Origin of the sequence: Mycobacterium tuberculosis complex sp. N0072, assembly GCF_030323725.1 — a bacterium.
GTDB classification, from domain to species: Bacteria; Actinomycetota; Actinomycetes; order Mycobacteriales; family Mycobacteriaceae; genus Mycobacterium; species Mycobacterium tuberculosis.
In genome coordinates, this window is record NZ_CP040689.1 from 444,773 (window position 1) to 465,633 (window position 20,861).

Below are 20,861 nucleotides of genomic sequence, written 5' to 3' on the forward strand. Positions count from 1 at the left end.
CGGCCCCGGTTTAGTGGGTTAGGGACTTTCCGGCGCAGTGCAGGTCATTGCACGCCTGAACGACCCGCTGGCTCATCGAAGCTTCGGCCTTCTTGAGGTAGCTGCGCGGGTCGTAGACCTTCTTGACACCCACCTCGCCATCGACCTTGAGCACTCCGTCGTAGTTGGTGAACATGTGACCGGCGATCGGGCGGGTGAACGCGTACTGGGTGTCGGTGTCGACGTTCATCTTCACCACGCCGTAGCGCAGCGCCTCCTCGATCTCCGACTTAAGCGAACCCGAGCCGCCGTGGAACACGAAGTCGAACGGCTTGGCGTCGGCCGGCAGTCCGAGCTTGGCCGCCGCCACCTGTTGCCCTTGCGCAAGGATGTCGGGGCGAAGCTTGACGTTGCCGGGCTTGTAGACGCCATGCACGTTGCCGAACGTCGCGGCCAGCAGGTATTTGCCGTGCTCACCGGCGCCCAGCGCCTCGATGGTTTTCTCGAAGTCCTCCGGGCTGGTGTACAGCTTCTCGTTGATCTCGTTCGCCACGCCGTCCTCTTCGCCGCCGACGACGCCGATCTCGATCTCCAGAATGATCTTGGCGGCCGCCGCCGCCTTGAGCAGCTCCTGGGCGATGGCCAGGTTCTCATCGATTGGCACTGCCGAGCCGTCCCACATGTGCGACTGGAACAAAGGATTGCCACCTTTGCTCACGCGTTGCGCCGAGATCGCCAGCAAGGGCCGGACATAGCTGTCCAACTTGTCCTTGGGGCAGTGGTCGGTGTGCAGCGCCACGTTGACCGGGTACTTGGCCGCGATAACGTGGGTGAACTCCGCCAAGGCGACCGCACCGGTCACCATGTCTTTGACCCCGAGGCCGGAGCCGAATTCTGCGCCACCGGTCGAGAACTGGATGATTCCGTCACTGCCGGCGTCGGCGAAACCTTTGATCGCGGCGTTGACGGTTTCCGAGGAGGTGCAGTTGATAGCCGGGAAAGCGTACGAGTTTTGTTTGGCCTGACCGAGCATCTCCGCGTAGACCTCGGGCGTTGCGATAGGCATGAAACGTTCCTCCTGACGACTCCGATCCACCCAGTATCGCAACACCGCAACCGAGCTTGTCGGCCTGTGCGTGATGGCCGGTATGTTGGGACGTCATGAGCACCGCCGTGACGGCCATGCCGGACATCCTCGACCCGATGTACTGGTTGGGCGCCAACGGCGTATTCGGTTCCGCGGTGCTGCCCGGGATTTTGATCATCGTCTTCATCGAGACCGGTCTGCTGTTTCCGCTGCTGCCGGGCGAGTCGCTGTTGTTCACCGGCGGGCTGTTGTCCGCTAGCCCGGCACCACCGGTCACCATCGGGGTGCTCGCCCCGTGCGTTGCGCTGGTCGCGGTGCTCGGCGATCAGACCGCATATTTCATCGGGCGACGGATCGGGCCGGCGCTGTTCAAGAAGGAAGACTCCCGGTTCTTCAAGAAACACTATGTGACCGAGTCCCACGCGTTTTTTGAGAAGTACGGGAAATGGACGATAATTCTGGCTCGATTCGTGCCGATCGCGCGGACTTTTGTGCCAGTCATTGCCGGGGTGTCCTACATGCGGTATCCGGTGTTCCTCGGGTTCGACATCGTCGGCGGAGTCGCCTGGGGTGCGGGTGTGACGTTGGCGGGCTACTTTTTGGGCAGTGTCCCGTTCGTGCACATGAACTTTCAGCTCATCATCCTGGCCATCGTGTTCGTCTCACTGTTGCCCGCACTGGTCTCGGCGGCGCGGGTCTACCGGGCGCGGCGTAACGCACCCCAGAGCGACCCCGACCCGTTGGTGTTACCCGAGTGAGCTGACCGCTGCGGCGCTGTGGGCGGCTTCCATCAGCATCCAACCCGATAGCTGCACCGACAGATCTCGCTCGGCAATCGCCGAGCTATGCACCGCTCCTCGGACGGACCGCGCCTGCTCACCGCCGGCGGTGGGCAACTCGGCTTCGCGATCCCAGAACGCCCCGAACACCGGCAACCCGTCCACGGTTTGCCGGTAATCCCACGCCGATTGCGCGCTAGCCAGCACTATCGCGCGGGCGGTGTCGCGGGCGGCGGCGTCGTCGGCCGAGTCGCCCGGCAACGTGGTGGCGACCAAGGCGAGGTATCGGGCGGTGATCCCCGCGAACAGGCCACCGTCCCCGCCGCCGGCGCCCCGTAACACACCCAATGGAGCCATGTGCTCGTTGACGGCCGCGACCAAGCGATGAACGCGAGCGCAGTGCCGCGCTCTGGCTGCCGGACCGGTGCGCACCGCCAGCTCGGTTTCCAGCCCGAGCACCACCCCTTGGCAGTAGGTGTACTGCGCGCGGACCAACGACCCGGCCTTGATGCCGTCGAATACCAGGTGTGTCTCCGGATCGATCAGCGTGCGATCGATCCAGTCGGCCATCTGTTCTGCGCGCTTGAGCCTTTTCCCGTACTGGTCTGGGTAGCGGGCCAGGAATAGCCCGGCCGGGCCGTTGGCTGGGGCGTTGAAGAACTGGTCCTGCTTGCGCCACGGGATGCCGCCGCCGTCCTCGGGCACCCAGGCTTCGACGAACTGGTTGGTGAGCTTGGGCAGTGCGCGCCGGCGTCGTACCCCGGCGACCCGGTCGGCACGTTCCAGCGCTAACGCTAGCCACGCCATGTCGTCGTAATAGCTGTTGAGCCACGAGAAATTGTTGCGGACCCGGTGCGAGCGGACCTGGCGGTTGATCCGGGCGCGCCGCTGCGGCTGCGGGTCGCGCAGCTGCGCGTCGACCAGGCAATCCAGCAGGTGTGCCTGCCACCAGTAGTGCCAGCTGCCGAACAACCGGTCGCGCCGGGTTGACGGCCAAGCCACCACCGCCAACTGGGTGCCCGGCAACGCCCAAAGCCGTCTCAGATGCCGTTGCGTGACGGCGGTTTCGGCGCTGGCTGCCCGGTTTGCCAGATTCATAATGCGATCCTGCCCTAGCCTGTCTTACGCCGTCTCAGGCCTGTTACTCCAGCGTGACATCAAGGGTGGCGGCGTCCACGAAGGCCAGCATGCGCGCCCGATGATGCCACCCCCGCTGAACTGAGCGACGATCCGCGGGCCCGCGAGCCGGCTGTTGTCATAGACGGTGGCGCCGTCGGCCAGCGTGATGGCCTGGGCGACAAGCTCGGCCAGCCGGCGGTGACGCTCGCGGATCTTGGTCTCCGGCACATCGTGGCCGCCCGCGGCGACGCGATGCCTGACGCGCTCGACCGCCAGGCCTTCGGGGATAACCAACACGTGCAGTACGACGGTGTAGCCGGCCGTGCGCGCGGTGCGGATGAGCTCGAGCTTCGATGGGTGCGAGAACACCGTCTCGGCAATGAACGGCCGGCCCAAGTCGATGAGCCTCGCGCGGGTGTCGGCGGCGACCTGCGCCGCCTGGTAGGCGTGCGATGTTGGGTCGTCGGGCCAGCGTTGTTTGGCGATTTCGTCGGCGTTGACGAAGACGATGCCGGGCAGCAAGGGCGCCAGCGTGAGGGCGACGAACGTCGACTTGCCGGCGCCGTTGGGCCCGGCGACCAGATCGAGCCGCTTCACGCGTGGCGCGTTGTCTTCGAGCTGGCGATCACGGCGTGGCCGCCAGCACGACCGAGGTGCCGTCTGGCCGGTGCTCGACGATGTCGCCCGCGTCGTTCAGGGCGACCGTGGTGATGCCCTGCGCGGCGAGCACGTCGCCGTAGTTGGTTCGCGACAGGCGCTCCTCGATAGCTGCGGAGATCTCGGCGTTGAACACCACGCCCTCCTCCAGCGTCAGGTCCGTCATCGGCAGATGCCCCGCGAGCGCAGCTTCCACGCGGCGCCGCGACGCCGTGTGCTGGTTCGACACCGCCCGACCGACGCGGGCCCAGTGGTCGAGCTGCTGCTTGGCCGAACGGCTCTGACGAGCACCCTCGGCCGCCGCGCTGTCCACCAGATCCGCGGCGACGCGCGTGACGCGGTCGACGGCTTTGGGCACGACATCTCTCCTCGGGTGTAGCGATCTGTTACAGCTTATAGCAAAGTGCTACACCGAGCTGTGGTGAGGGGCGCACACGGCTAGCGGGCACCGGCCAGCGCCAGCAGCAACTGGTGCAGGCCGGCCAGCGAGTGCGCCGGCAGGAACAGGTCGCAATAGGGCAGCGCCGCCGCCATCGAACCGGCACGCGGCTGGAACTCCGGATGTGCCGCGCGAGGGTTCAGCCAGACCAGCAACTCGGCGCGGCGACGCACCCTGGTCAGTGCGTGCACCAACACGTCGGGCGGATCGCTGTCCCAGCCGTCGGAGGCGATGATCACCACCGCGCCGCGTAACGCGTTGCCATGCGGCGGGGCCAGCAGGGCGGCGACACTACGGCCGATGAACGTACCGCCGTAGCGGTCGGTCACCCTAGCGTTGGCCCGATGTAGCGCTATCTCGGCCGAGCGATGAGACAGCACCGAGGTAAGTCGAGTCAGCGACGTCGAAAACGCGAAAACCTCCGGGTGGCCCCCTGCCCGGCGCAGCACCGCCGCCCGCATCAGATGCAGATAGATGGCGGCGTAGGGCTGCATCGAGCGGCTCACATCGCAGAGCAGGAGCACCCGCCTGGGGCGTCGGCGGGGCCGGATCCGTGCCAACAGCACCGACTCCCAGCCAGTCGACCGCGACGCGTTCATCGTCGCCCGCAGGTCGATGCGCTTGCCGTGCGGGCTGGACTCGAATCGCATGCTGCGCCGCCGCGGCCAGCGCGCCATCGTGGCCTCCAGCCAGGCGCCGAGCAGACGCAGATCGTCGGGATCGAACTGGTCGAATGGCTCGTCGGCCCGGGCGACAATGCGGCTGGGCAGGACATCGGGCAGTGTGCGGCTGGGTCCGCCCTGACCGGCGCTGGCCATCGTCAGCGAGCGAGTATCCCAGGGCAGATTCTGGGCTTGGGCGGCACAAGATCGCCGCTTGGCGCGGTGCCCGACGCCGGCCACCGGTGTGCGCGGGCCTGCAATGGGCGGTGGTGGGCGGTTGGCACCGTCGGGTTCGGCGCTGCCAAATACCCCGAACAGCGAAGCGAATACCGCATCGAACGTGGCCAGTTCGTCTACACGGCTGACCAGGGTCAACCGCGCGCCCCAATACAGCGCCGCCGGCGTACGCGGCACCAACTGCTGCAACGCCTGCACCAAACTCGCTTGACCGCTGGCGGACACCGGTATCCCGGCGTCGCGAAGGCGCGCTGCCAGCGCTGCCGCGAACGCCGCGAGGTCGACGCCCGGCAACAGTGCAGGGGTGGCCATCCCATTCATCGCCGCCGGCGCAGCACCCAGATCAGCAGCAGCACGGTCAGCGCCGCCAGCAGCGCCGAACCGTACTTTTTGAGCTGGCCGCCGTCGGCCAGCTGCAGCAAGTCGATGGGCGCCGCTTCGGTAGCAGGGGGTGTGCCTTGCGGGCTTTCTGAACTCTGGGCCGCGAGCTCGGCTTCTAGCGAATCCACGAACTGGCCCAGCAGCTTCTCCGACACCTGCTGCAGCATGCCACTGCCGAATTGCGCCAGTTTGCCGACAATCTTCAGATCGGTGTCGACGGTGACGCGGGTACGCTCTCCGACCTCGTGCAGCTGGGCAGCGACCGTGGCGGCCGCGTTGCCGGTACCGCGCGCCTCCTTGCCTTTGGCGTCGAAAACGGCGCGGTGCTGGTTGCGGTCCTGCTCGACAAAGTGCACCTTGCCGCTGAACTCGCTGGTGACCGGCCCAACCTTGACCTTGACCTTACCGAGGTACTCGTCGCCCTCATGGCCGATCAACTGGGCTCCAGGCATCAGCGGAATCATCTGCTCCAGGTCGCATAGCCTGCTCCAGGCCTGCTCGATCGGAGCGCTGACGGTGAACTCGTTGGCGATCTTCATCCTGTGCGTCCTCTCATGCGTGGCTGCACTCAGTAAAAGCTTGGTACGCATCGCGAATCTGCGTACGGTCGTCGGGCGTTTTGGCCAGGGCCCCAAGGCTGGCCAGAGCGGGACTCGAATCCGCTGCGGTGAGGTCTGCGACCCCGAGTGCCACCAAAGCCGCCACCCAGTCGATAGTCTCGGCCACACCGGGTGGCTTGTCCAGATCGAGATCCCGTGCAGTGCAAACGAATTGAGTGGCGTTCTCGATCAACGGCGCGGTAGCCCCGGGCACCGTGCGGCGCACGATCGCGGCCGCCCGGTCCGGCTCCGGGTAGTCGATCCAGTGGTAGAGGCAGCGCCGCCGCAGTGCGTCGTGCAGGTCACGGCTGCGGTTGGACGTGAGCACCGCCATCGGCGGGCACTCCGCGAGGAAAGTGCCCAGCTCGGGAACGGTCACCGCGGACTCACCAAGGAACTCCAGCAGTAACGCCTCGAATTCGTCGTCGGCCCGGTCGATTTCATCGATGAGCAGCACTGGAGGGGTCGGTCCGCGGTGCCGCACGCACCGCAGGATGGGCCGGTCCACCAGATACGCCTCGGTGTACAGATCCGCTTCCGATATGTCTGAGATACCCTTGCCGCGCGCCTCGGCCAGCCTGATGGACAATAGCTGGCGTTGGTAGTTCCAGTCGTAGAGCGCCTCGTTGGCCGTCAGCCCTTCATAGCATTGCAGCCGGATCAGCGTGGTATCCAACACGACTGCAAGGGTTTTCGCGGCTGTTGTCTTGCCAACACCGGGCTCACCCTCCAACAACAGCGGCCTGCCCAGCGTAACCGCCAGATAGATTGCCGACGCCGTGCCGGTATCCAGCAGGTAGTTCTGTTCGTCGAACCGGCGGATCACGTCGTCGGGACTTGCGAAGGTCACGAGGGCACCGATTCCAGCAGCCGTCGGTAGTCGTCCCAGGTGTCCACGTCAAGCGGCACGCAGCCGTCCACGGCGAGTTCGCGCACTGGGTGGCGGCCGGAGTGCACCAGCTTCCAGACACCCTTGTCGCCGTGCAGTCGCGCGAGTTCGCCGAACACGGTGCGGCTAAACCAGAATGGATGCCCGACGCCGTCGGCGTAGCGGCACACCATGATCTCGGTGGCCGGCCCGACGTCGATGATCCGCCGCAGTGTCGCCGGCGCCACCTGAGGCTGGTCGCCCAGCATCAGCACGATCCCGGTGGCCCGCGGATGCACCCGTGCCAACGCGACGCGCAGCGATGCCGCACACCCGCGCTCGACATCCTCGACGACCACCACGTCGGTCCCGTCCAGCGCCATCGCGGCACGCACCGCCGACGCCGCACCGCCCAGGGTGAGGATCAGCTGGTCGAATCCGGCTTGCCGGGCAACGTCGAGGGTGGCCCCAAGCACCGTGGTATCCCGATATGGCAGTAGCTGTTTGGGCGTGCCCAACCGGTTGGAGCGCCCGGCGGCGAGTACCACACCGGTGATCTGGGTCGCGGTCATGCGCCGCCGTTCTCGTCCGCCAACGCCTTCCGGCCTCTGGGGCCGCCGCCGCGCAGCGTGGCGATCAGTTCCGCCGCAATCGACACCGCGATCTCCGCCGGAGTTTTGGCGCCGATGGCCAATCCGACCGGGGTATGCACCCGGGCCCGCTCGGCATCGGACAGGTCCAGCGAATCCAGGATGGACGCGCCGCGTACCGTGCTGGCCACCAGCCCGACATACCCAACGCCGTTATCCAGCGCCGTGCGGATGATTTCGGCTTCGGGCCCGCCGTGGCTGGCGATCACAATCGCAGTTGGCAAGGCGTCGGTGTCGGCCGGATCGGTGTCGCGGCGCGCGTCGTAGCCCAACAGGCCGCACAGTTCGATCAACGCGTCGGCGATCGGGGTTTCGCCGTAAATCTGGATCAGCGGGGCCGGCAGCTGCGGGGTCAGGAAGATCTCCAGGGATCCGCCGGCCAGGCACGGGTTGACCACCACACACGCCCCGGGAGCTTCCGGGAAGTGCACGTCACCGTCGGGCAGCACGCGCAGCAGCACGCTCTCGCCGGCCTGCAACACGCCCATCGCCGCCTTGCGGACCGAGTTCTGCGCGCAGTGGCCGCCGACAAAGCCCTCGATGGTGCCGTCCGCCAACAGGATTGCCTCATCGCCCGGGCGGGCCGACGTGGGCTGCTGGGCCCGCACCACGGTCGCGCGCACGAACGGTGTCCGCGCGGCCACCAGCTGTGCGGCCCGGTCACTGATGGACATCGACGCCCTCGAGCTCCCCTAGATCGGTGGTGTGGCCCGGCCCTGCATGGCCTCCCAGACCCGCGACGGCGTCAACGGCATGTCGGCGTGCCGAACCCCGAACGGCGCCAACGCATCCACCACCGCGTTCACCACCGCCGGCGGGGAACCCACCGTGGCCGACTCACCGATGCCCTTGGCGCCGATCGGGTGATGCGGCGACGGGGTCACGGTGTGCCCGGTCTCTAGGTGTGGCACCTCGAGCGCGGTCGGGATCAGGTAGTCCATCAACGATCCGCCCAGACAGTTGCCGTCCTCGTCGAAGGCAATCATCTCCATCAGCGCCATGCCGATGCCGTCGACGATGCCGCCGTGTACCTGACCCTCGATGATCATCGGGTTGATCCGGGTTCCGCAATCATCGACGGCCAAAAAGCGCCGCACCTTCACCACCGCGGTGCCCGGGTCGATGTCGACCACACAGAAGTAGGCGCCGTACGGGTAGGTCAGATTCGACGGGTTGTAGCAGACCTCGGCATCCAGCCCGCCCTCGATGCCCTCGGGCAGATCGCCGGCGCCGTGCGCGCGCATCGCGATGTCGGCGATGGTCACCGCGGCCGACGGGTCACCCTTGACGTGGAACTTCCCTTTCTCCCACTGTAAGTCGGCGACCGAAACCTCGAGCATGCCCGAGGCGATGATCTTGGCCTTGTCGCGCACCTTGCGGGCGACCAGCGCCGCGGCACCACCCGAGACGGGTGTGGACCGGCTGCCGTAGGTGCCCAACCCGAACGGTGTCTGGTCGGTGTCGCCGTGCACCACCTCGATGTCGTCGGGCGCAATCCCCAGCTCCTCGGCGACGATCTGCGCGAACGTCGTCTCGTGGCCCTGGCCCTGGGTCTGAACCGAAAGCCGCAGCACGGCTTTGCCCGTCGGGTGCACGCGCAGCTCGCAGCCGTCGGCCATGCCCAGGCCGAGGATGTCCATGTCCTTGCGCGGCCCGGCGCCCACGGCCTCGGTGAAAAATGACATCCCGATGCCCATCAGCTCGCCGCGCGCTCGCCGCTGCTTTTGTTCGGCGCGTAACGCCTCGTAGCCGATCATGTTCATCGCCTTACGCATTGTGGTCTCGTAGTCGCCCGAGTCGTACACCCAACCAGTCTTGCTCTGATACGGAAACTGGTTGGGCCGCAATAGATTCCGCAAGCGCAGCTCGGCTGGATCCATCTTCAGCTCGAAGGCCAGGCAGTCCACCAGCCGCTCGACGAAGTAGACCGCTTCGGTGATGCGGAACGAACACGCGTAGGCGACCCCGCCGGGCGCCTTGTTGGTATACACCGCGGTCATGTGACAGTAGGCGGCCTCGATGTCGTAGCTGCCGGTGAACACCCCGAAGAACCCGGCTGGGTACTTCGCCGGCGCGGCCTGGGCGTTAAACGCACCATGGTCGGCCAGCACATTGGACCGGATCGCCAGGATCTTGCCGTCACGGTTGGCGGCAATCTCGCCGACCATGATGTAGTCGCGGGCGAATCCGGTGGACGTCAGGTTCTCGCTGCGGTCCTCCATCCATTTGACCGGCTTGTCCAGCAGCAGCGACGCGACAATGGCACAGACATAACCGGGATAGATCGGCACCTTGTTGCCGAAGCCGCCGCCGATGTCGGGCGAGATCACCCGAATCTTGTGTTCGGGCAACCCGGCCACCAGCGCGTATAGCGTGCGATGCGCGTGCGGCGCCTGGCTGGTGGTCCACAGCGTCAGCTTTCCGGTGACCGGATCTAGATCGGCCACCGCGCCACAGGTTTCCATCGGCGCCGGGTGCACCCGCGGGTAGACGATCTCCTGCTGGACAACGACGTCGGCCTTGGCGAACACCGCCTCGGTCGCCGCCGCGTCGCCGGTCTCCCAGTCGAAGATGTGATTGTCGCTCTTTCCCTCCAGATCGGTGCGGATGACCGGCGCCGACGGGTCCAGCGCCGTGCGGGCATCCACGACGGGATCCCGCGGTTCGTAGTCGACGTCGACCAACTCGCATGCATCGCGGGCCGAATACCGGTCCTCGGCAACCACGAACGCCACCTCTTGGCCCTGGAAGCGCGTCTTGTCGGTGGCCAGCACGGCTTGTACGTCGTTGGCTAGTGTCGGCATCCAAGCCAGGCCCTTGGCGGCCAGATCGGCGCCGGTCACCACGGCCTTGACTTTCGGATGTGCCTGCGCGGCAGTCACATCGATGCGCACGATGCGGGCATGCGCATACGGCGAACGCAGGATGGCCAGATGCAACATGCCCGGCAGCGCGACGTCGTCGACGTAGGTTCCGCGCCCGCGGATGAATCGCGGGTCCTCTTTGCGCATCATCCGGCCGTGCCCGCACGGCTGCTGAGCGTTGTCGGCTAGGTCTTCCGGCGACGGAGGGCGTGACTCGATCGTTGTCATGACTGCGCCTTTACGGTCTGGTGCGCTGCCGCCCACTGAATGGAGCGCACGATCGTGGTGTATCCGGTGCACCGGCAGATCTGCCCCGAGATCGCTTCCCGGATGGTCTGCTCGTCGGGATCCGGGTTGCGGTCCAGCAGGGCGCGCGCGGTAATCAGCATTCCCGGGGTGCAGAAGCCGCATTGCAGCCCGTGGCAGCGCATGAACCCTTCCTGCACCGGGTCGAGCTGGCCGTCGGGCCCAGCCAAGCCCTCTACCGTGCGGATGCTGTGCCCGGAGGCCATCACGGCGAGCATCGTGCAGGATTTCACCGGCACGCCGTCGACCTCCACCACGCATGTCCCGCAGTTGCTGGTATCACAGCCCCAGTGAGTTCCGGTGAGCCGCAGCTGATCACGGAGAAAATGGACCAGCAGCATCCGGGGTTCGACCTCGGCGGTGACGGGCTCGCCGTTTACCGTCATGTTCACCTGCATGGTTGGTTTCCCTCTCAGGCCTCGGGGGCCGCCGGCGCGCCGAGCACGCGCCCGGCGGCGGTGCGCAGCGTGCGAACGGTCAGTTCACCGGCGAGGTGCCGCTTGTACTCCGCGGTGCCGCGGACGTCGGTCACCGGCGTGCAAGCTTGCGCGGCGCGCCGGCCCGCCTCAGCGAACACCTCTTCGGTAGCGGGTTGGCCGACCAGTCCCGCGGACAGCTCCGCCAGCGCGACCGGGTCGGGATTCACCGCGGTCAAACCCACCCGAGCGGCGAGGATCGTCTGGCCGTCGAGCGTGACCGCGGCACCGGCCGCGGTGATGGCCCAGTCGCCGACCCGCCGTTCCACCTTGGCGTACGCGCTGGAGGTGTTGTGCCGCAGCGGAATCCGCACCTCAATTAGGACCTCGTTGTGGGCGAGCGCGGTTTCGTACGGCCCGACCAGGAAGTCGTCGATCGCTATCTCACGTTCACCCGAGGGCCCTTTCGCCAGGCACACCGCATCCAGAACGGTGCACACGGTCGACAGGTCCTCGGCCGGATCCGCCTGGCAGAGCGAACCGCCCAGGGTGCCGCGGTTGCGGACCACCGGGTCGGCGATCACCCGCTCGGCATCGCGGAAGATCGGGCACACCGCCGCCAGCGCATCGGAGTCCAGAATCTCTCGATGGCGGGTCATCGCACCCAGCCGAACCAGGTTGGGATTGTTGATTCCGCCGACCACGACGTAGCCGAGTTCGGGGGCCAGGTCGTTGATGTCCACGAGGTACTCGGGGTTGGCGATGCGCAGCTTCATCATCGGCAGCAGGCTGTGCCCGCCGGCGACCACCCGCGCTCCCTCCCCCAACCGATCCAACAATCCGATGGCGTGGTCCACGCTGGTGGCACGTTCGTATTCGAAAGGCCCAGGTACTTGCATGCGCCCCAGTGTCGGCCGCCCGCGAAAAGGGCGTCAATGTCGAGTTAAGTAATCCTTGAACTCGCCCGCTACCTGCGCATCATGGTGGATCCGTCCGGCAATATCGGCCAGCGGGCGTCCCCCTCCGCCCCAACGTCGGGCGATGATGTCGGCCGCGATCGAGACCGCGGTCTCCTCGGGGGTTCGGGCACCGAGATCCAGCCCGATCGGGCTGGACAACCGGCTCAGCTCGGCGTCGGTCAGGCCCGCCGCGCGTAGCCGATCCATCCGGTCGTCGTGCGTCTTGCGTGATCCCATCGCCCCCACGTATCCGACACCCAGGCGCAGCGCCACCTCGAGCACCGGGACGTCGAACTTCGGATCGTGGGTGAGCACGCAGATCACCGTGCGCTCGTCGATACCACCCGCCTCCGCCTGGGCAGCCAGATAGCGGTGGGGCCATGCGACGACGACGTCATCGGCCGTCGGAAAGCGCGCTGGCGTGGCGAATACCGCGCGGGCGTCGCAGACGGTGACCCGGTAGCCGAGGAACGAACCCTGCCGCGCCAGCGCGGCGGCGAAGTCGATGGCACCGAACACCAGCATCCGCGGGCGCGGCGCGTGGCTGGACACGAAGACCTCCATGCCCTCGCCACGCCGCTGCCCATCGGGCCCATATTCGAGGATCTCGCTGCGGCCCACCGCGAGCAGACCCCGCGCATCGTCGATAACCGCCGCATCGGCACGCGCCGAACCCAGCGAACCCGTCACGGGGCTCTTTGTGTCGGGCCGGATCACCAGTCGGCGACCCACCCGCCGCTCGTCCGGATGGGCGATGACGGTCGCGATGGCGACCGGGCGTTGCGCGCCGATGTCGTCGGCCAGCTCGCCCAGCTCGGGAAACGTGGCCCGCGATACGGGCTCGACGAAGACGTCGATGATGCCGCCACAGGTCAGGCCTACCGCGAATGCGGTATCGTCGCTGACTCCGTAGTGTTCCAGCCGCGGTATCCCGGTTTGGGCCACCTCGGCGGCCAGCTCATATACCGCACCCTCCACGCAGCCGCCCGACACCGACCCACTTACCGAACCGTCCGGGGCTACCACCATCGCGGCCCCCGGGGGCCGCGGCGCTGACCGCAAGGTTCGCACCACCGTCGCGACCCCCGCGGTGTCACCGGCGGCCCAGATCGCCATCAGCTCGGCAAGCACTTCACGCACGCTTCCCAAAGTAGGCTTCAGTGCATGACCCCGGCTCAACTTCGGGCCTATTCGGCGGTGGTTCGCCTGGGCTCGGTACGGGCGGCCGCCGCGGAACTCGGTCTTTCCGACGCCGGAGTCTCCATGCACGTCGCGGCGCTGCGCAAGGAACTCGACGACCCGCTGTTTACCAGGACCGGTGCCGGGCTGGCGTTCACGCCCGGCGGGCTGCGGCTGGCCAGCCGCGCGGTCGAAATCCTGGGCCTGCAACAACAAACCGCGATCGAGGTCACCGAGGCCGCCCACGGGCGTCGGTTGCTGCGCATCGCCGCCTCCAGCGCCTTCGCCGAACACGCCGCGCCGGGCCTGATCGAGCTCTTCTCGTCTCGGGCCGACGACCTTTCGGTCGAGTTGAGCGTGCATCCCACCAGCCGGTTCCGCGAACTGATCTGCTCGCGCGCCGTCGACATCGCGATCGGCCCGGCCAGTGAGAGCTCGATCGGTTCCGACGGCTCGATCTTTCTACGGCCCTTCCTGAAGTATCAGATCATCACCGTCGTCGCGCCGAATAGCCCACTGGCCGCAGGCATTCCGATGCCCGCGCTGTTGCGTCACCAGCAATGGATGTTGGGTCCGTCCGCCGGCAGCGTAGATGGTGAGATCGCAACCATGTTGCGCGGCTTGGCGATTCCGGAGTCCCAGCAACGGATCTTCCAGAGCGATGCCGCCGCGCTGGAGGAGGTCATGCGCGTCGGGGGCGCCACGCTGGCCATTGGCTTTGCGGTCGCCAAGGATCTTGCCGCCGGACGGTTGGTGCACGTGACCGGTCCTGGGCTGGATCGCGCCGGCGAGTGGTGTGTGGCGACATTGGCGCCTTCGGCCCGCCAACCCGCCGTCTCCGAGCTTGTTGGCTTCATCAGCACCCCGAGGTGTATTCAGGCGATGATCCGGGGCAGCGGGGTCGGGGTGACGCGGTTCCGCCCAAAGGTCCACGTCACCCTGTGGAGCTAGCTACTTCGACTTGAAAGGCTCGGCGCGCCGGTCCGCCCGTTGACGGGGCCCGGCTGCGAGGATTAGCCAGTTCCCTTGTCGCACAGGAGCGTTGAGGCTATCGCCGTACGCCTACTGCGTGCGATCAGCGCTTGCTCGTTCCATACCACAGGGTGCGGCCCAGGTGCAAGGTTCACTGTGCATCGTGCGCTGGAGCCTTTGGTGCCTGTTGCCCGTTGAACCGTGATCCAGCGCGGCTGAGGGTGTGGTGGTGTCGGGCCGCTGGGAGGCCGGGAATGCGGACGGTAACGGTGGCTCCGCGGGGTTGATCGGCAGCGGCGGGGCCGGCGGCGACGGCGGTAGCGGCGGGGCCACCGGCGCCGGTGGCGAAGGTGGCGATGCTGGAGCAAGCGGGTCCATAAACGGCAACGCCGGCGACCCCGGCAACAGCGGAGAACGCGGCGCAGTGGGCAAGCCCGGCGCACCCGGCTGACCCGAAAATCACCGCATCACCGGGCTCGCTCACAACCGAGAGCGGACGCGGGCTCGGCGGGCTAGACGAATCGACGCGCCAACTTTCTCGGATCGAAGAAGCTATACGCTTTACCCCCATGAGTGTGTACAAGGTGATCGACATCATCGGGACCAGCCCCACATCCTGGGAACAGGCGGCGGCGGAGGCGGTCCAGCGGGCGCGGGATAGCGTCGATGACATCCGCGTCGCTCGGGTCATTGAGCAGGACATGGCCGTGGACAGCGCCGGCAAGATCACCTACCGCATCAAGCTCGAAGTGTCGTTCAAGATGAGGCCGGCGCAACCGCGCTAGCACGGGCCGGCGAGCAGACGCAAAATCGCACGGTTTGCGGTTGATTCGTGCGATTTTGTGTCTGCTCGCCGAGGCCTACCAGGCGCGGCCCAGGTCCGCGTGCTGCCGTATCCAGGCGTGCATCGCGATTCCGGCGGCCACGCCGGCGTTAATGCTTCGCGTCGACCCGAACTGGGCGATCGACACCGTGACCGCCGCGCCGGCACGGGCGTCGTCGGTAATGCCGGGCCCTTCCTGGCCGAATAACAGCAGGCATTCCCGCGGCAACGCGGTCTGCTCCAGGCGCGCCGCACCCGGGACGTTGTCCACCGCCACCACAGTCAAGCCGGCGCCCGCCGCGAACTCCAGCAGCCCGGTGGTGCTGTCGTGGTGGCATAACCGCTGATAGCGGTCGGTCACCATGGCGCCGCGCCGATTCCACCGCCGACGCCCGACGATGTGCACGGTGTGCACGGCGAATGCATTGGCGGTGCGCACCACCGAGCCGATATTGGCATCGTGTCCGAAGTTCTCGATCGCCACGTGCAAGGGGTGACGGCGCGTATCGATGTCGGCGATGATCGCCTCTCGGGTCCAGTACCGGTAGGCGTCGACGACGTTGCGAGCATCGCCGTCGCGCAACAACACCGGGTCGTATCGGGGGTCGTCCGGGAGGTCGCCTGCCCAGGGCCCCACGCCGCCGGTCGGCGCGCCCCATTCCGTAGGCCCGGGCCCAAGCGCACTCATCGCGAGGTCCACAACGCGGCGTGGGTTCCCACTGTCGCGACCGTCGCGTACAGCAACGCCTCGTTGATCTCGCCCTGCGTACACAGCGACGCGCTAATGTGGACCGCGTCCAGTAGCGCGTCAGGAAGGATCAGCACCGAGGATCCATACGTCGCGCACGCCGGGCTCAGTCCGCGGCCGGGCAGTGTCGGTGCGGCGAGCAGCATCATGGGACCGCCGCGGGCAGCGGAGTCGTCCCGATACCGATCCGGGACGGCGTCGACCTCCAGCCCCAGCAGCATGTAGCCATTACCGGTGAACGCCACCGGATCTCCGAGCTGGGGCTTACCCAGCTGCATGCCGTCGGCGCGCCAAGCCGAGACGCTGGTGGTCTTGACCACCAGACCGGCGTCGTTTTGATTGGTCGGCAGCATCCCCACCGGAAACGCGGCCGGATAGGCCGCGGCAGTACCCGGGATCCGATCGCGGGGCGAGTACGTGTACACGCCGCGGACGGCGCTTCGCTCTTTCAGCGGACCCAGGCAGACCGTGCCGGTGAGCCGGCCGGCAGGCGCCGATAGCGGCGACACGACGTCGCGCACGTGGGCCATCGCGTCGCCGCAGCTGCCGAGCGCAGCGGATTCCATCGGATGGGCCAACGCGCCGTACAGCCCGAAGCGAATGTCTTCGGGCTTGGCGTGCGGCGCATGCGGGTCCGTCGGGGATGCATCCACGTCGATGAGCACATAGTCGCCGGACCAGCGCAGATTCGACACCGACATGTTCCAGCCCAGCACCGCCAGCGATTCGCCGGTCCGGGCGCTCTGGGCGCCGTAGGTGCGACCGGAATGACTCGAACCCGAGCAGCCCGTCAGACCGGACAGGACGACGGCCCCGCAGGTGGCCCAGGCAACGAGAATGCGCACAGCGATGCCGCCGACGCCTAATCCAGCCCCAGATCGGCCAGGCCCAGCACGCTGCGGTAGCGCAGTCCCTCGGCTTCGATAGCCTCTGCGGCCCCGGTGGCGCGATCCACCACGGTAGCCACGCCGACAACCTCACCACCCACGTCTTGGACGGCGTGCACCGCCGTCAGCGCGGAGTTACCGGTGGTACTGGTGTCCTCTACCACCAGCACCCGCTGCCCGGTAACCTCCGACCCTTCGATAAGTCGCTGCATGCCATGGGCTTTCGCCGACTTGCGGACCACGAACGCGTCGATCGGACGGCCCGGGGCATGCATGATGGCGGTCGCCACGGGATCGGCCCCGAGTGTCAGGCCGCCGACAACCGAATAGTCCCAGTCGGCAGTGAGTTCGCGCATTAGCCGGCCGATCAGCGCGGACGCCCGATGGTGCAAGGTGGCGCGACGCAGGTCGACGTAGTAGTCGGCCTCCCGGCCAGACGACAGCGTGACGCGGCCGTGCACCACCGACAGCCGGCGCACCAACTCAGCCAACTCTGCGCGGTCAGGTCCGGCCACGGCTTCTCCTCACGCCGCCACGCGGGAGGCCGATCACATGCGGCGTCACCGCGGTGGCCTCGGGCGTGACATCCGCGGTCTCAGTGTTGGTAGTTGGTGGCCTGCTGGCCGTTGCGTCCGGCCGGCGGCGGGCGCCGAACGCCTTCGGAGCGGCCTTCATCGCGGCGGATCGGCTCGGGGGCCCGACGAGCCGGATCGGGCAGCACCGTGGTTGCCGGATCCGGCTGGGCGCGCCGCGGCGGTAACTCCGCGGGGCCGCCCGGGGCCACGGGTCGGCCAGGTGCCGCGCCGCGCGGTCCCACCCCGGTTTGTTGGGGCATCTCCTGCGGCAGCGGCGGCAACACGCGCAGCAAGTCGTTGAATTGGCGCACGGTGCGCAGGCCCTCGTCCCACTGGGCACGGGTGCTGGCAATCGGCATGCTGACCAGCGTCCAGTTCTGCTCGTTCCACATGATTTCGGCGCAGTCGGGCGCGGTGTGCGCGAAGGTGACCATCCGCCGATCGCAGGCGCGCCGGGCCGCGTCTAGATTGGTGGAGTACACCATCCGTGGCCCGATCGCGCCCAGCAGCCAGATGTCGCTTTCTCGTGGCTCTTTCAGGCCTTTGAGCCGCAGGTCGACCACGACATTGGTGCCCACCTTGCGATGCAGCGCGATCACGGTGGCGACTTCCTCGAGATCGAAGATGTACACCGCCTCGCCGCGGATCTGACCCAGCACCACGTTATGGGCGGCAACATCGCCAACTGTGGACATCACGCCGCGCGTCCAGCGCTTGAGTATCTCGGTGGATTCCCGTTCGTAGTCGAACCCGTGCGATCGCGCCCACGACTTGCGGCGTCTGCTGCGCCCGCGGCGTCGATCGATGTCGACGTACAGCAACACCACGGCACCGACGAAGCACAGTGCCGAGAGCGTGAACCAAAGCGGGACCATCGGTGCTTAGCCTATCCGCTGGCGGCCCGGAACCGAGAATGCGACCAGGTCACAACCCAGTCACCTTCCACGCCGAGCAGACGCGGAATCGCACTGCGCGGACCTCACGCGTGCGATTCCGCGTCTGCTCGTCAGACAAATCAGCCCAGGATCAGCGAGTCGGCGTCGGGGCTGACGTTGACCGGCACGGTATCGCCGTCGTGCACCTGGCCGGCCAACAGCATCTTGGCCAGCTGGTCACCGATGGCCTGCTGCACCAGCCGGCGCAACGGCCGCGCCCCGTACACCGGGTCGAATCCGCGCTGCGCCAACCAGCGCTTGGCCGGCAGCGAGACCTGCAGCTGCAGCCGCCGCTGCGCCAGCCGCTTGCCCAGCTGCGCCAGCTGGATGTCGACGATGCGCACCAGCTCTTCGGGGTTGAGACCCTCAAAGATGAGCACGTCGTCGAGCCGGTTGATGAACTCCGGCTTGAACGTAGCGCGCACCGCGGCCAGCACCTGCTCGGCGCTGCCACCCGACCCCAGGTTGGACGTCAGGATCAAGATGGTGTTGCGGAAGTCGACCGTGCGGCCGTGCCCGTCGGTGAGCCGGCCCTCGTCGAGGACCTGCAGCAGCACGTCGAACACGTCCGGGTGCGCCTTCTCGATCTCGTCGAACAGCACCACCGTGTAGGGACGCCGGCGCACCGCCTCGGTCAGCTGACCGCCCGCCTCGTATCCCACATAGCCGGGCGGGGCGCCGATCAACCGAGCCACGGTGTGCTTCTCGCCGTACTCGCTCATGTCGATGCGGACCATCGCCCGCTCGTCGTCGAACAGGAAGTCGGCCAGCGCCTTGGCCAGCTCGGTCTTGCCGACACCGGTCGGGCCGAGGAACATGAACGCCCCGGTGGGCCGGTTGGGGTCGGACACCCCGGCCCGGCTGCGCCGCACCGCATCAGAGACTGCGGTAACCGCGGCCTTCTGCCCGATGACCCGCTTGCCCAGCTCGTCTTCCATGCGCAGCAGCTTGGCGGTCTCGCCTTCCAGCAGCCGACCGGCCGGGATGCCGGTCCACGCCGACACCACGTCGGCGATGTCGTCGGGACCGACCTCCTCCTTGAGCATCACCTGCTCCCGGGCCTGCGCCTGCGGCAACGCCGCGTCGAGCTTCTTCTCCACCTCGGGGATGCGTCCGTAGCGCAGCTCGGCGGCCTTGGCCAGGTCGCCGTCGCGTTCGGCCCGCTCGGATTCCCCGCGCAGGGCTTCCAGCTGCTCCTTGAGGTCGCGGACGATTTCGATCGCGTTCTTCTCGTTCTGCCAGCGGGTGGTGAGCTCGGCCAACTTCTCTTTCTGGTCGGCCAGCTCGGAGCGCAGCTTGGCCAACCGCTCCGCCGACGCCTCGTCTTCTTCTTTGGACAGCGCCATCTCTTCGATCTCCAGCCGGCGCACCAGCCGCTCGACCTCGTCGATCTCGACGGGCCGCGAGTCGATCTCCATCCGCAGCCGGCTGGCCGCCTCGTCGACCAGGTCGATGGCCTTGTCGGGCAGGAAGCGGGCGGTGATATACCGGTCGCTCAAAGTGGCAGCTGCCACCAGCGCCGAGTCGGTGATGCGCACCCCGTGGTGCACCTCGTAGCGGTCTTTGAGCCCGCGCAGGATGCCGATGGTGTCCTCCACCGACGGCTCGCCGACGTACACCTGTTGGAAACGGCGCTCGAGCGCGGCGTCCTTCTCGATGTGCTTGCGGTATTCGTCCAGCGTGGTCGCCCCGACCAGCCGTAACTCGCCGCGGGCCAGCATCGGCTTGATCATGTTGCCGGCGTCCATCGCCCCCTCGCCGGTGGCGCCGGCGCCGACGATGGTGTGCAGCTCGTCGATGAACGTGATGATTTGGCCGGCCGAGTTCTTGATGTCGTCGAGGACGGCCTTGAGCCGTTCCTCGAATTCGCCGCGGTATTTGGAGCCGGCGACCATCGAGCCGAGATCGAGCGCGACGATGGTCTTGTCGCGCAAGCTCTCCGGCACGTCGCCGGCCACGATGCGCTGCGCCAGGCCCTCCACGATCGCGGTCTTGCCGACGCCGGGCTCACCGATCAGCACCGGGTTGTTCTTGGTGCGACGGGACAGCACCTGCACCACGCGGCGGATCTCGTTGTCGCGGCCGATGACCGGGTCGAGTTTGCCTTCGCGGGCGCGGGCGGTCAGGTCGGTGGAGTACTTCTGCAGCGCCTGATAGGTCGCCTCCGGTTCGGGGCTGGTGACCCGGGCGCTGCCGCGCACCTTGACGAACGCCTCCCGCAGCGCCTGCGGCGAGGCGCCGTGGCCGGTCAACAGCTTGGCGACGTCGGAGTCACCGGTGGCCAGCCCGACCATCACGTGCTCGGTGGAGACGTACTCGTCGTCCAGCTCGGTGGCCAGCTGCTGCGCGGTGGTGATCGCCGCTAACGACTCGCGGGACAGCTGCGGCTGCGTGCTGGCTCCAGTCGCCTGCGGCAAACGGTCGAGCAGGCGCTGGGTTTCGGCGCGGACGGTGGCGGGCTCGACACCGACAGCCTCCAGTAGCGGTGCGGCGATACCGTCGTTTTGGGTCAGCAGCGCCATCAGCAGGTGAGCGGGCCGGATCTCGGGATTGCCGGCGGTCGAAGCCGCCTGTAACGCCGCGGTTAGCGCCGCCTGCGTCTTGGTCGTCGGGTTAAACGAGTCCACGACACCTCCATTCGGGGTCCGTTCGAAATGCTTGTCGGGTTGTTCAACGCCGTCAATGTTGAGTCTGTTCCGCTCAATTTTACCCACTTGTGCATCCGCCGCCGTTTCGCCGC

22 protein-coding genes are annotated in these 20,861 nt (G+C 67.4%); 4 read left to right on the forward strand and 18 right to left on the reverse strand.

Translation table 11 applies throughout. The features are described 5' to 3' along the window. Window positions 1-10 precede the first annotated feature (10 nt). Window positions 11-1,045, reverse strand: coding sequence for a class II fructose-bisphosphate aldolase (fbaA, locus tag FF952_RS01920; RefSeq protein WP_003401856.1), 1,035 nt, complete (start codon window positions 1,043-1,045; stop codon window positions 11-13). 95 nt (window positions 1,046-1,140) lie between these two features. Here fbaA and FF952_RS01925 point away from each other — a divergent pair, with 95 nt between their 5' ends. Further along, a complete protein-coding gene (locus FF952_RS01925; RefSeq protein WP_003401857.1) occupies window positions 1,141-1,824 on the forward strand; it encodes a VTT domain-containing protein in 684 nt (227 codons plus the stop codon). Here the strand turns inward: FF952_RS01925 and FF952_RS01930 are convergent. The 12 genes from FF952_RS01930 to FF952_RS01985 form a co-directional block, all read right to left on the reverse strand. Continuing rightward, entirely contained in the window at window positions 1,813-2,943 is a 1,131-nt protein-coding gene (locus FF952_RS01930) for a glycoside hydrolase family 76 protein (protein ID WP_003401858.1), read from the reverse strand. The genes FF952_RS01925 and FF952_RS01930 overlap by 12 nt on opposite strands. Before the next feature lie 24 nt (window positions 2,944-2,967). Then, on the reverse strand, window positions 2,968-3,561 hold the full coding sequence (locus tag FF952_RS01935) for an ATPase (protein ID WP_003401859.1): 594 nt from the start codon (window positions 3,559-3,561) through the stop codon (window positions 2,968-2,970). 28 nt (window positions 3,562-3,589) lie between these two features. Then, the gene (locus tag FF952_RS01940) at window positions 3,590-3,979 is read right to left on the reverse strand and encodes a TA system antitoxin ParD family protein (RefSeq protein ID WP_003401860.1); all 390 of its coding nucleotides are present in this window, start codon (window positions 3,977-3,979) and stop codon (window positions 3,590-3,592) included. A gap of 80 nt (window positions 3,980-4,059) precedes the next feature. Continuing rightward, window positions 4,060-5,271 (reverse strand): vWA domain-containing protein, encoded by a 1,212-nt coding sequence (locus FF952_RS01945; RefSeq protein WP_003904390.1) that lies wholly within the window; start codon window positions 5,269-5,271, stop codon window positions 4,060-4,062. 5 nt (window positions 5,272-5,276) lie between these two features. Next, window positions 5,277-5,879 (reverse strand): SRPBCC family protein, encoded by a 603-nt coding sequence (locus FF952_RS01950; protein WP_003898417.1) that lies wholly within the window; start codon window positions 5,877-5,879, stop codon window positions 5,277-5,279. Between the two features lie 13 nt (window positions 5,880-5,892). Beyond that, the gene (locus FF952_RS01955; protein WP_003902972.1) at window positions 5,893-6,789 is read right to left on the reverse strand and encodes an AAA family ATPase; all 897 of its coding nucleotides are present in this window, start codon (window positions 6,787-6,789) and stop codon (window positions 5,893-5,895) included. Further along, window positions 6,786-7,379 carry a nucleotidyltransferase family protein gene (locus FF952_RS01960; protein WP_003401864.1) on the reverse strand — a complete coding sequence of 198 codons (594 nt, stop codon included), beginning with the start codon at window positions 7,377-7,379 and terminating at the stop codon, window positions 6,786-6,788. The genes FF952_RS01955 and FF952_RS01960 overlap by 4 nt, the downstream gene beginning before the upstream one ends. Next, window positions 7,376-8,131: an XdhC family protein gene (locus FF952_RS01965; RefSeq protein WP_003401865.1), complete on the reverse strand. Its 756-nt coding sequence runs from the start codon at window positions 8,129-8,131 to the stop codon at window positions 7,376-7,378. Before FF952_RS01965 ends, FF952_RS01960 begins: the two co-directional genes overlap by 4 nt. An 18-nt stretch (window positions 8,132-8,149) precedes the next feature. Next, entirely contained in the window at window positions 8,150-10,549 is a 2,400-nt protein-coding gene (locus tag FF952_RS01970; protein ID WP_003900133.1) for an aerobic carbon-monoxide dehydrogenase large subunit, read from the reverse strand. Continuing rightward, window positions 10,546-11,025 carry a (2Fe-2S)-binding protein gene (locus FF952_RS01975; RefSeq protein WP_003401867.1) on the reverse strand — a complete coding sequence of 160 codons (480 nt, stop codon included), beginning with the start codon at window positions 11,023-11,025 and terminating at the stop codon, window positions 10,546-10,548. The genes FF952_RS01970 and FF952_RS01975 overlap by 4 nt, the downstream gene beginning before the upstream one ends. A gap of 14 nt (window positions 11,026-11,039) precedes the next feature. Beyond that, window positions 11,040-11,942 carry an FAD binding domain-containing protein gene (locus tag FF952_RS01980; protein ID WP_003898419.1) on the reverse strand — a complete coding sequence of 301 codons (903 nt, stop codon included), beginning with the start codon at window positions 11,940-11,942 and terminating at the stop codon, window positions 11,040-11,042. A 33-nt stretch (window positions 11,943-11,975) separates the two neighbouring features. After that, complete coding sequence (locus FF952_RS01985) at window positions 11,976-13,142, reverse strand: XdhC family protein (RefSeq protein WP_003898420.1); 1,167 nt, start codon at window positions 13,140-13,142, stop codon at window positions 11,976-11,978. A 24-nt stretch (window positions 13,143-13,166) separates the two neighbouring features. On the opposite strand from FF952_RS01985, the gene FF952_RS01990 reads away from it, so the two are divergent. The 3 genes from FF952_RS01990 to secE2 all read left to right on the forward strand — a co-directional run bounded on the left by FF952_RS01990 (window position 13,167) and on the right by secE2 (window position 14,938). Next, complete coding sequence (locus FF952_RS01990; RefSeq protein WP_003401875.1) at window positions 13,167-14,132, forward strand: LysR family transcriptional regulator; 966 nt, start codon at window positions 13,167-13,169, stop codon at window positions 14,130-14,132. Window positions 14,133-14,382: 250 nt separating this feature from the next. Next, window positions 14,383-14,604, forward strand: coding sequence for a hypothetical protein (locus FF952_RS01995; protein WP_003401880.1), 222 nt, complete (start codon window positions 14,383-14,385; stop codon window positions 14,602-14,604). Window positions 14,605-14,722: 118 nt separating this feature from the next. Beyond that, window positions 14,723-14,938 carry a calcium dodecin gene (gene secE2, locus FF952_RS02000; protein ID WP_003401885.1) on the forward strand — a complete coding sequence of 72 codons (216 nt, stop codon included), beginning with the start codon at window positions 14,723-14,725 and terminating at the stop codon, window positions 14,936-14,938. Window positions 14,939-15,013: 75 nt separating this feature from the next. Here the strand turns inward: secE2 and FF952_RS02005 are convergent, their stop codons facing one another. From FF952_RS02005 to clpB, 5 genes are all read right to left on the reverse strand, one after another. Beyond that, window positions 15,014-15,664: a TrmH family RNA methyltransferase gene (locus FF952_RS02005; protein WP_003900914.1), complete on the reverse strand. Its 651-nt coding sequence runs from the start codon at window positions 15,662-15,664 to the stop codon at window positions 15,014-15,016. Next, on the reverse strand, window positions 15,661-16,569 hold the full coding sequence (locus tag FF952_RS02010; protein WP_003401890.1) for a hypothetical protein: 909 nt from the start codon (window positions 16,567-16,569) through the stop codon (window positions 15,661-15,663). The genes FF952_RS02005 and FF952_RS02010 overlap by 4 nt, the downstream gene beginning before the upstream one ends. A 17-nt stretch (window positions 16,570-16,586) precedes the next feature. Beyond that, entirely contained in the window at window positions 16,587-17,126 is a 540-nt protein-coding gene (gene pyrE / locus FF952_RS02015; RefSeq protein ID WP_003401894.1) for an orotate phosphoribosyltransferase, read from the reverse strand. 80 nt (window positions 17,127-17,206) lie between these two features. Next, entirely contained in the window at window positions 17,207-18,061 is an 855-nt protein-coding gene (gene ttfA / locus FF952_RS02020; protein WP_003401897.1) for a trehalose monomycolate transport factor TtfA, read from the reverse strand. A 140-nt stretch (window positions 18,062-18,201) separates the two neighbouring features. After that, on the reverse strand, window positions 18,202-20,748 hold the full coding sequence (gene clpB, locus FF952_RS02025; protein ID WP_003401905.1) for an ATP-dependent chaperone ClpB: 2,547 nt from the start codon (window positions 20,746-20,748) through the stop codon (window positions 18,202-18,204). Window positions 20,749-20,861: the final 113 nt, after the last annotated feature.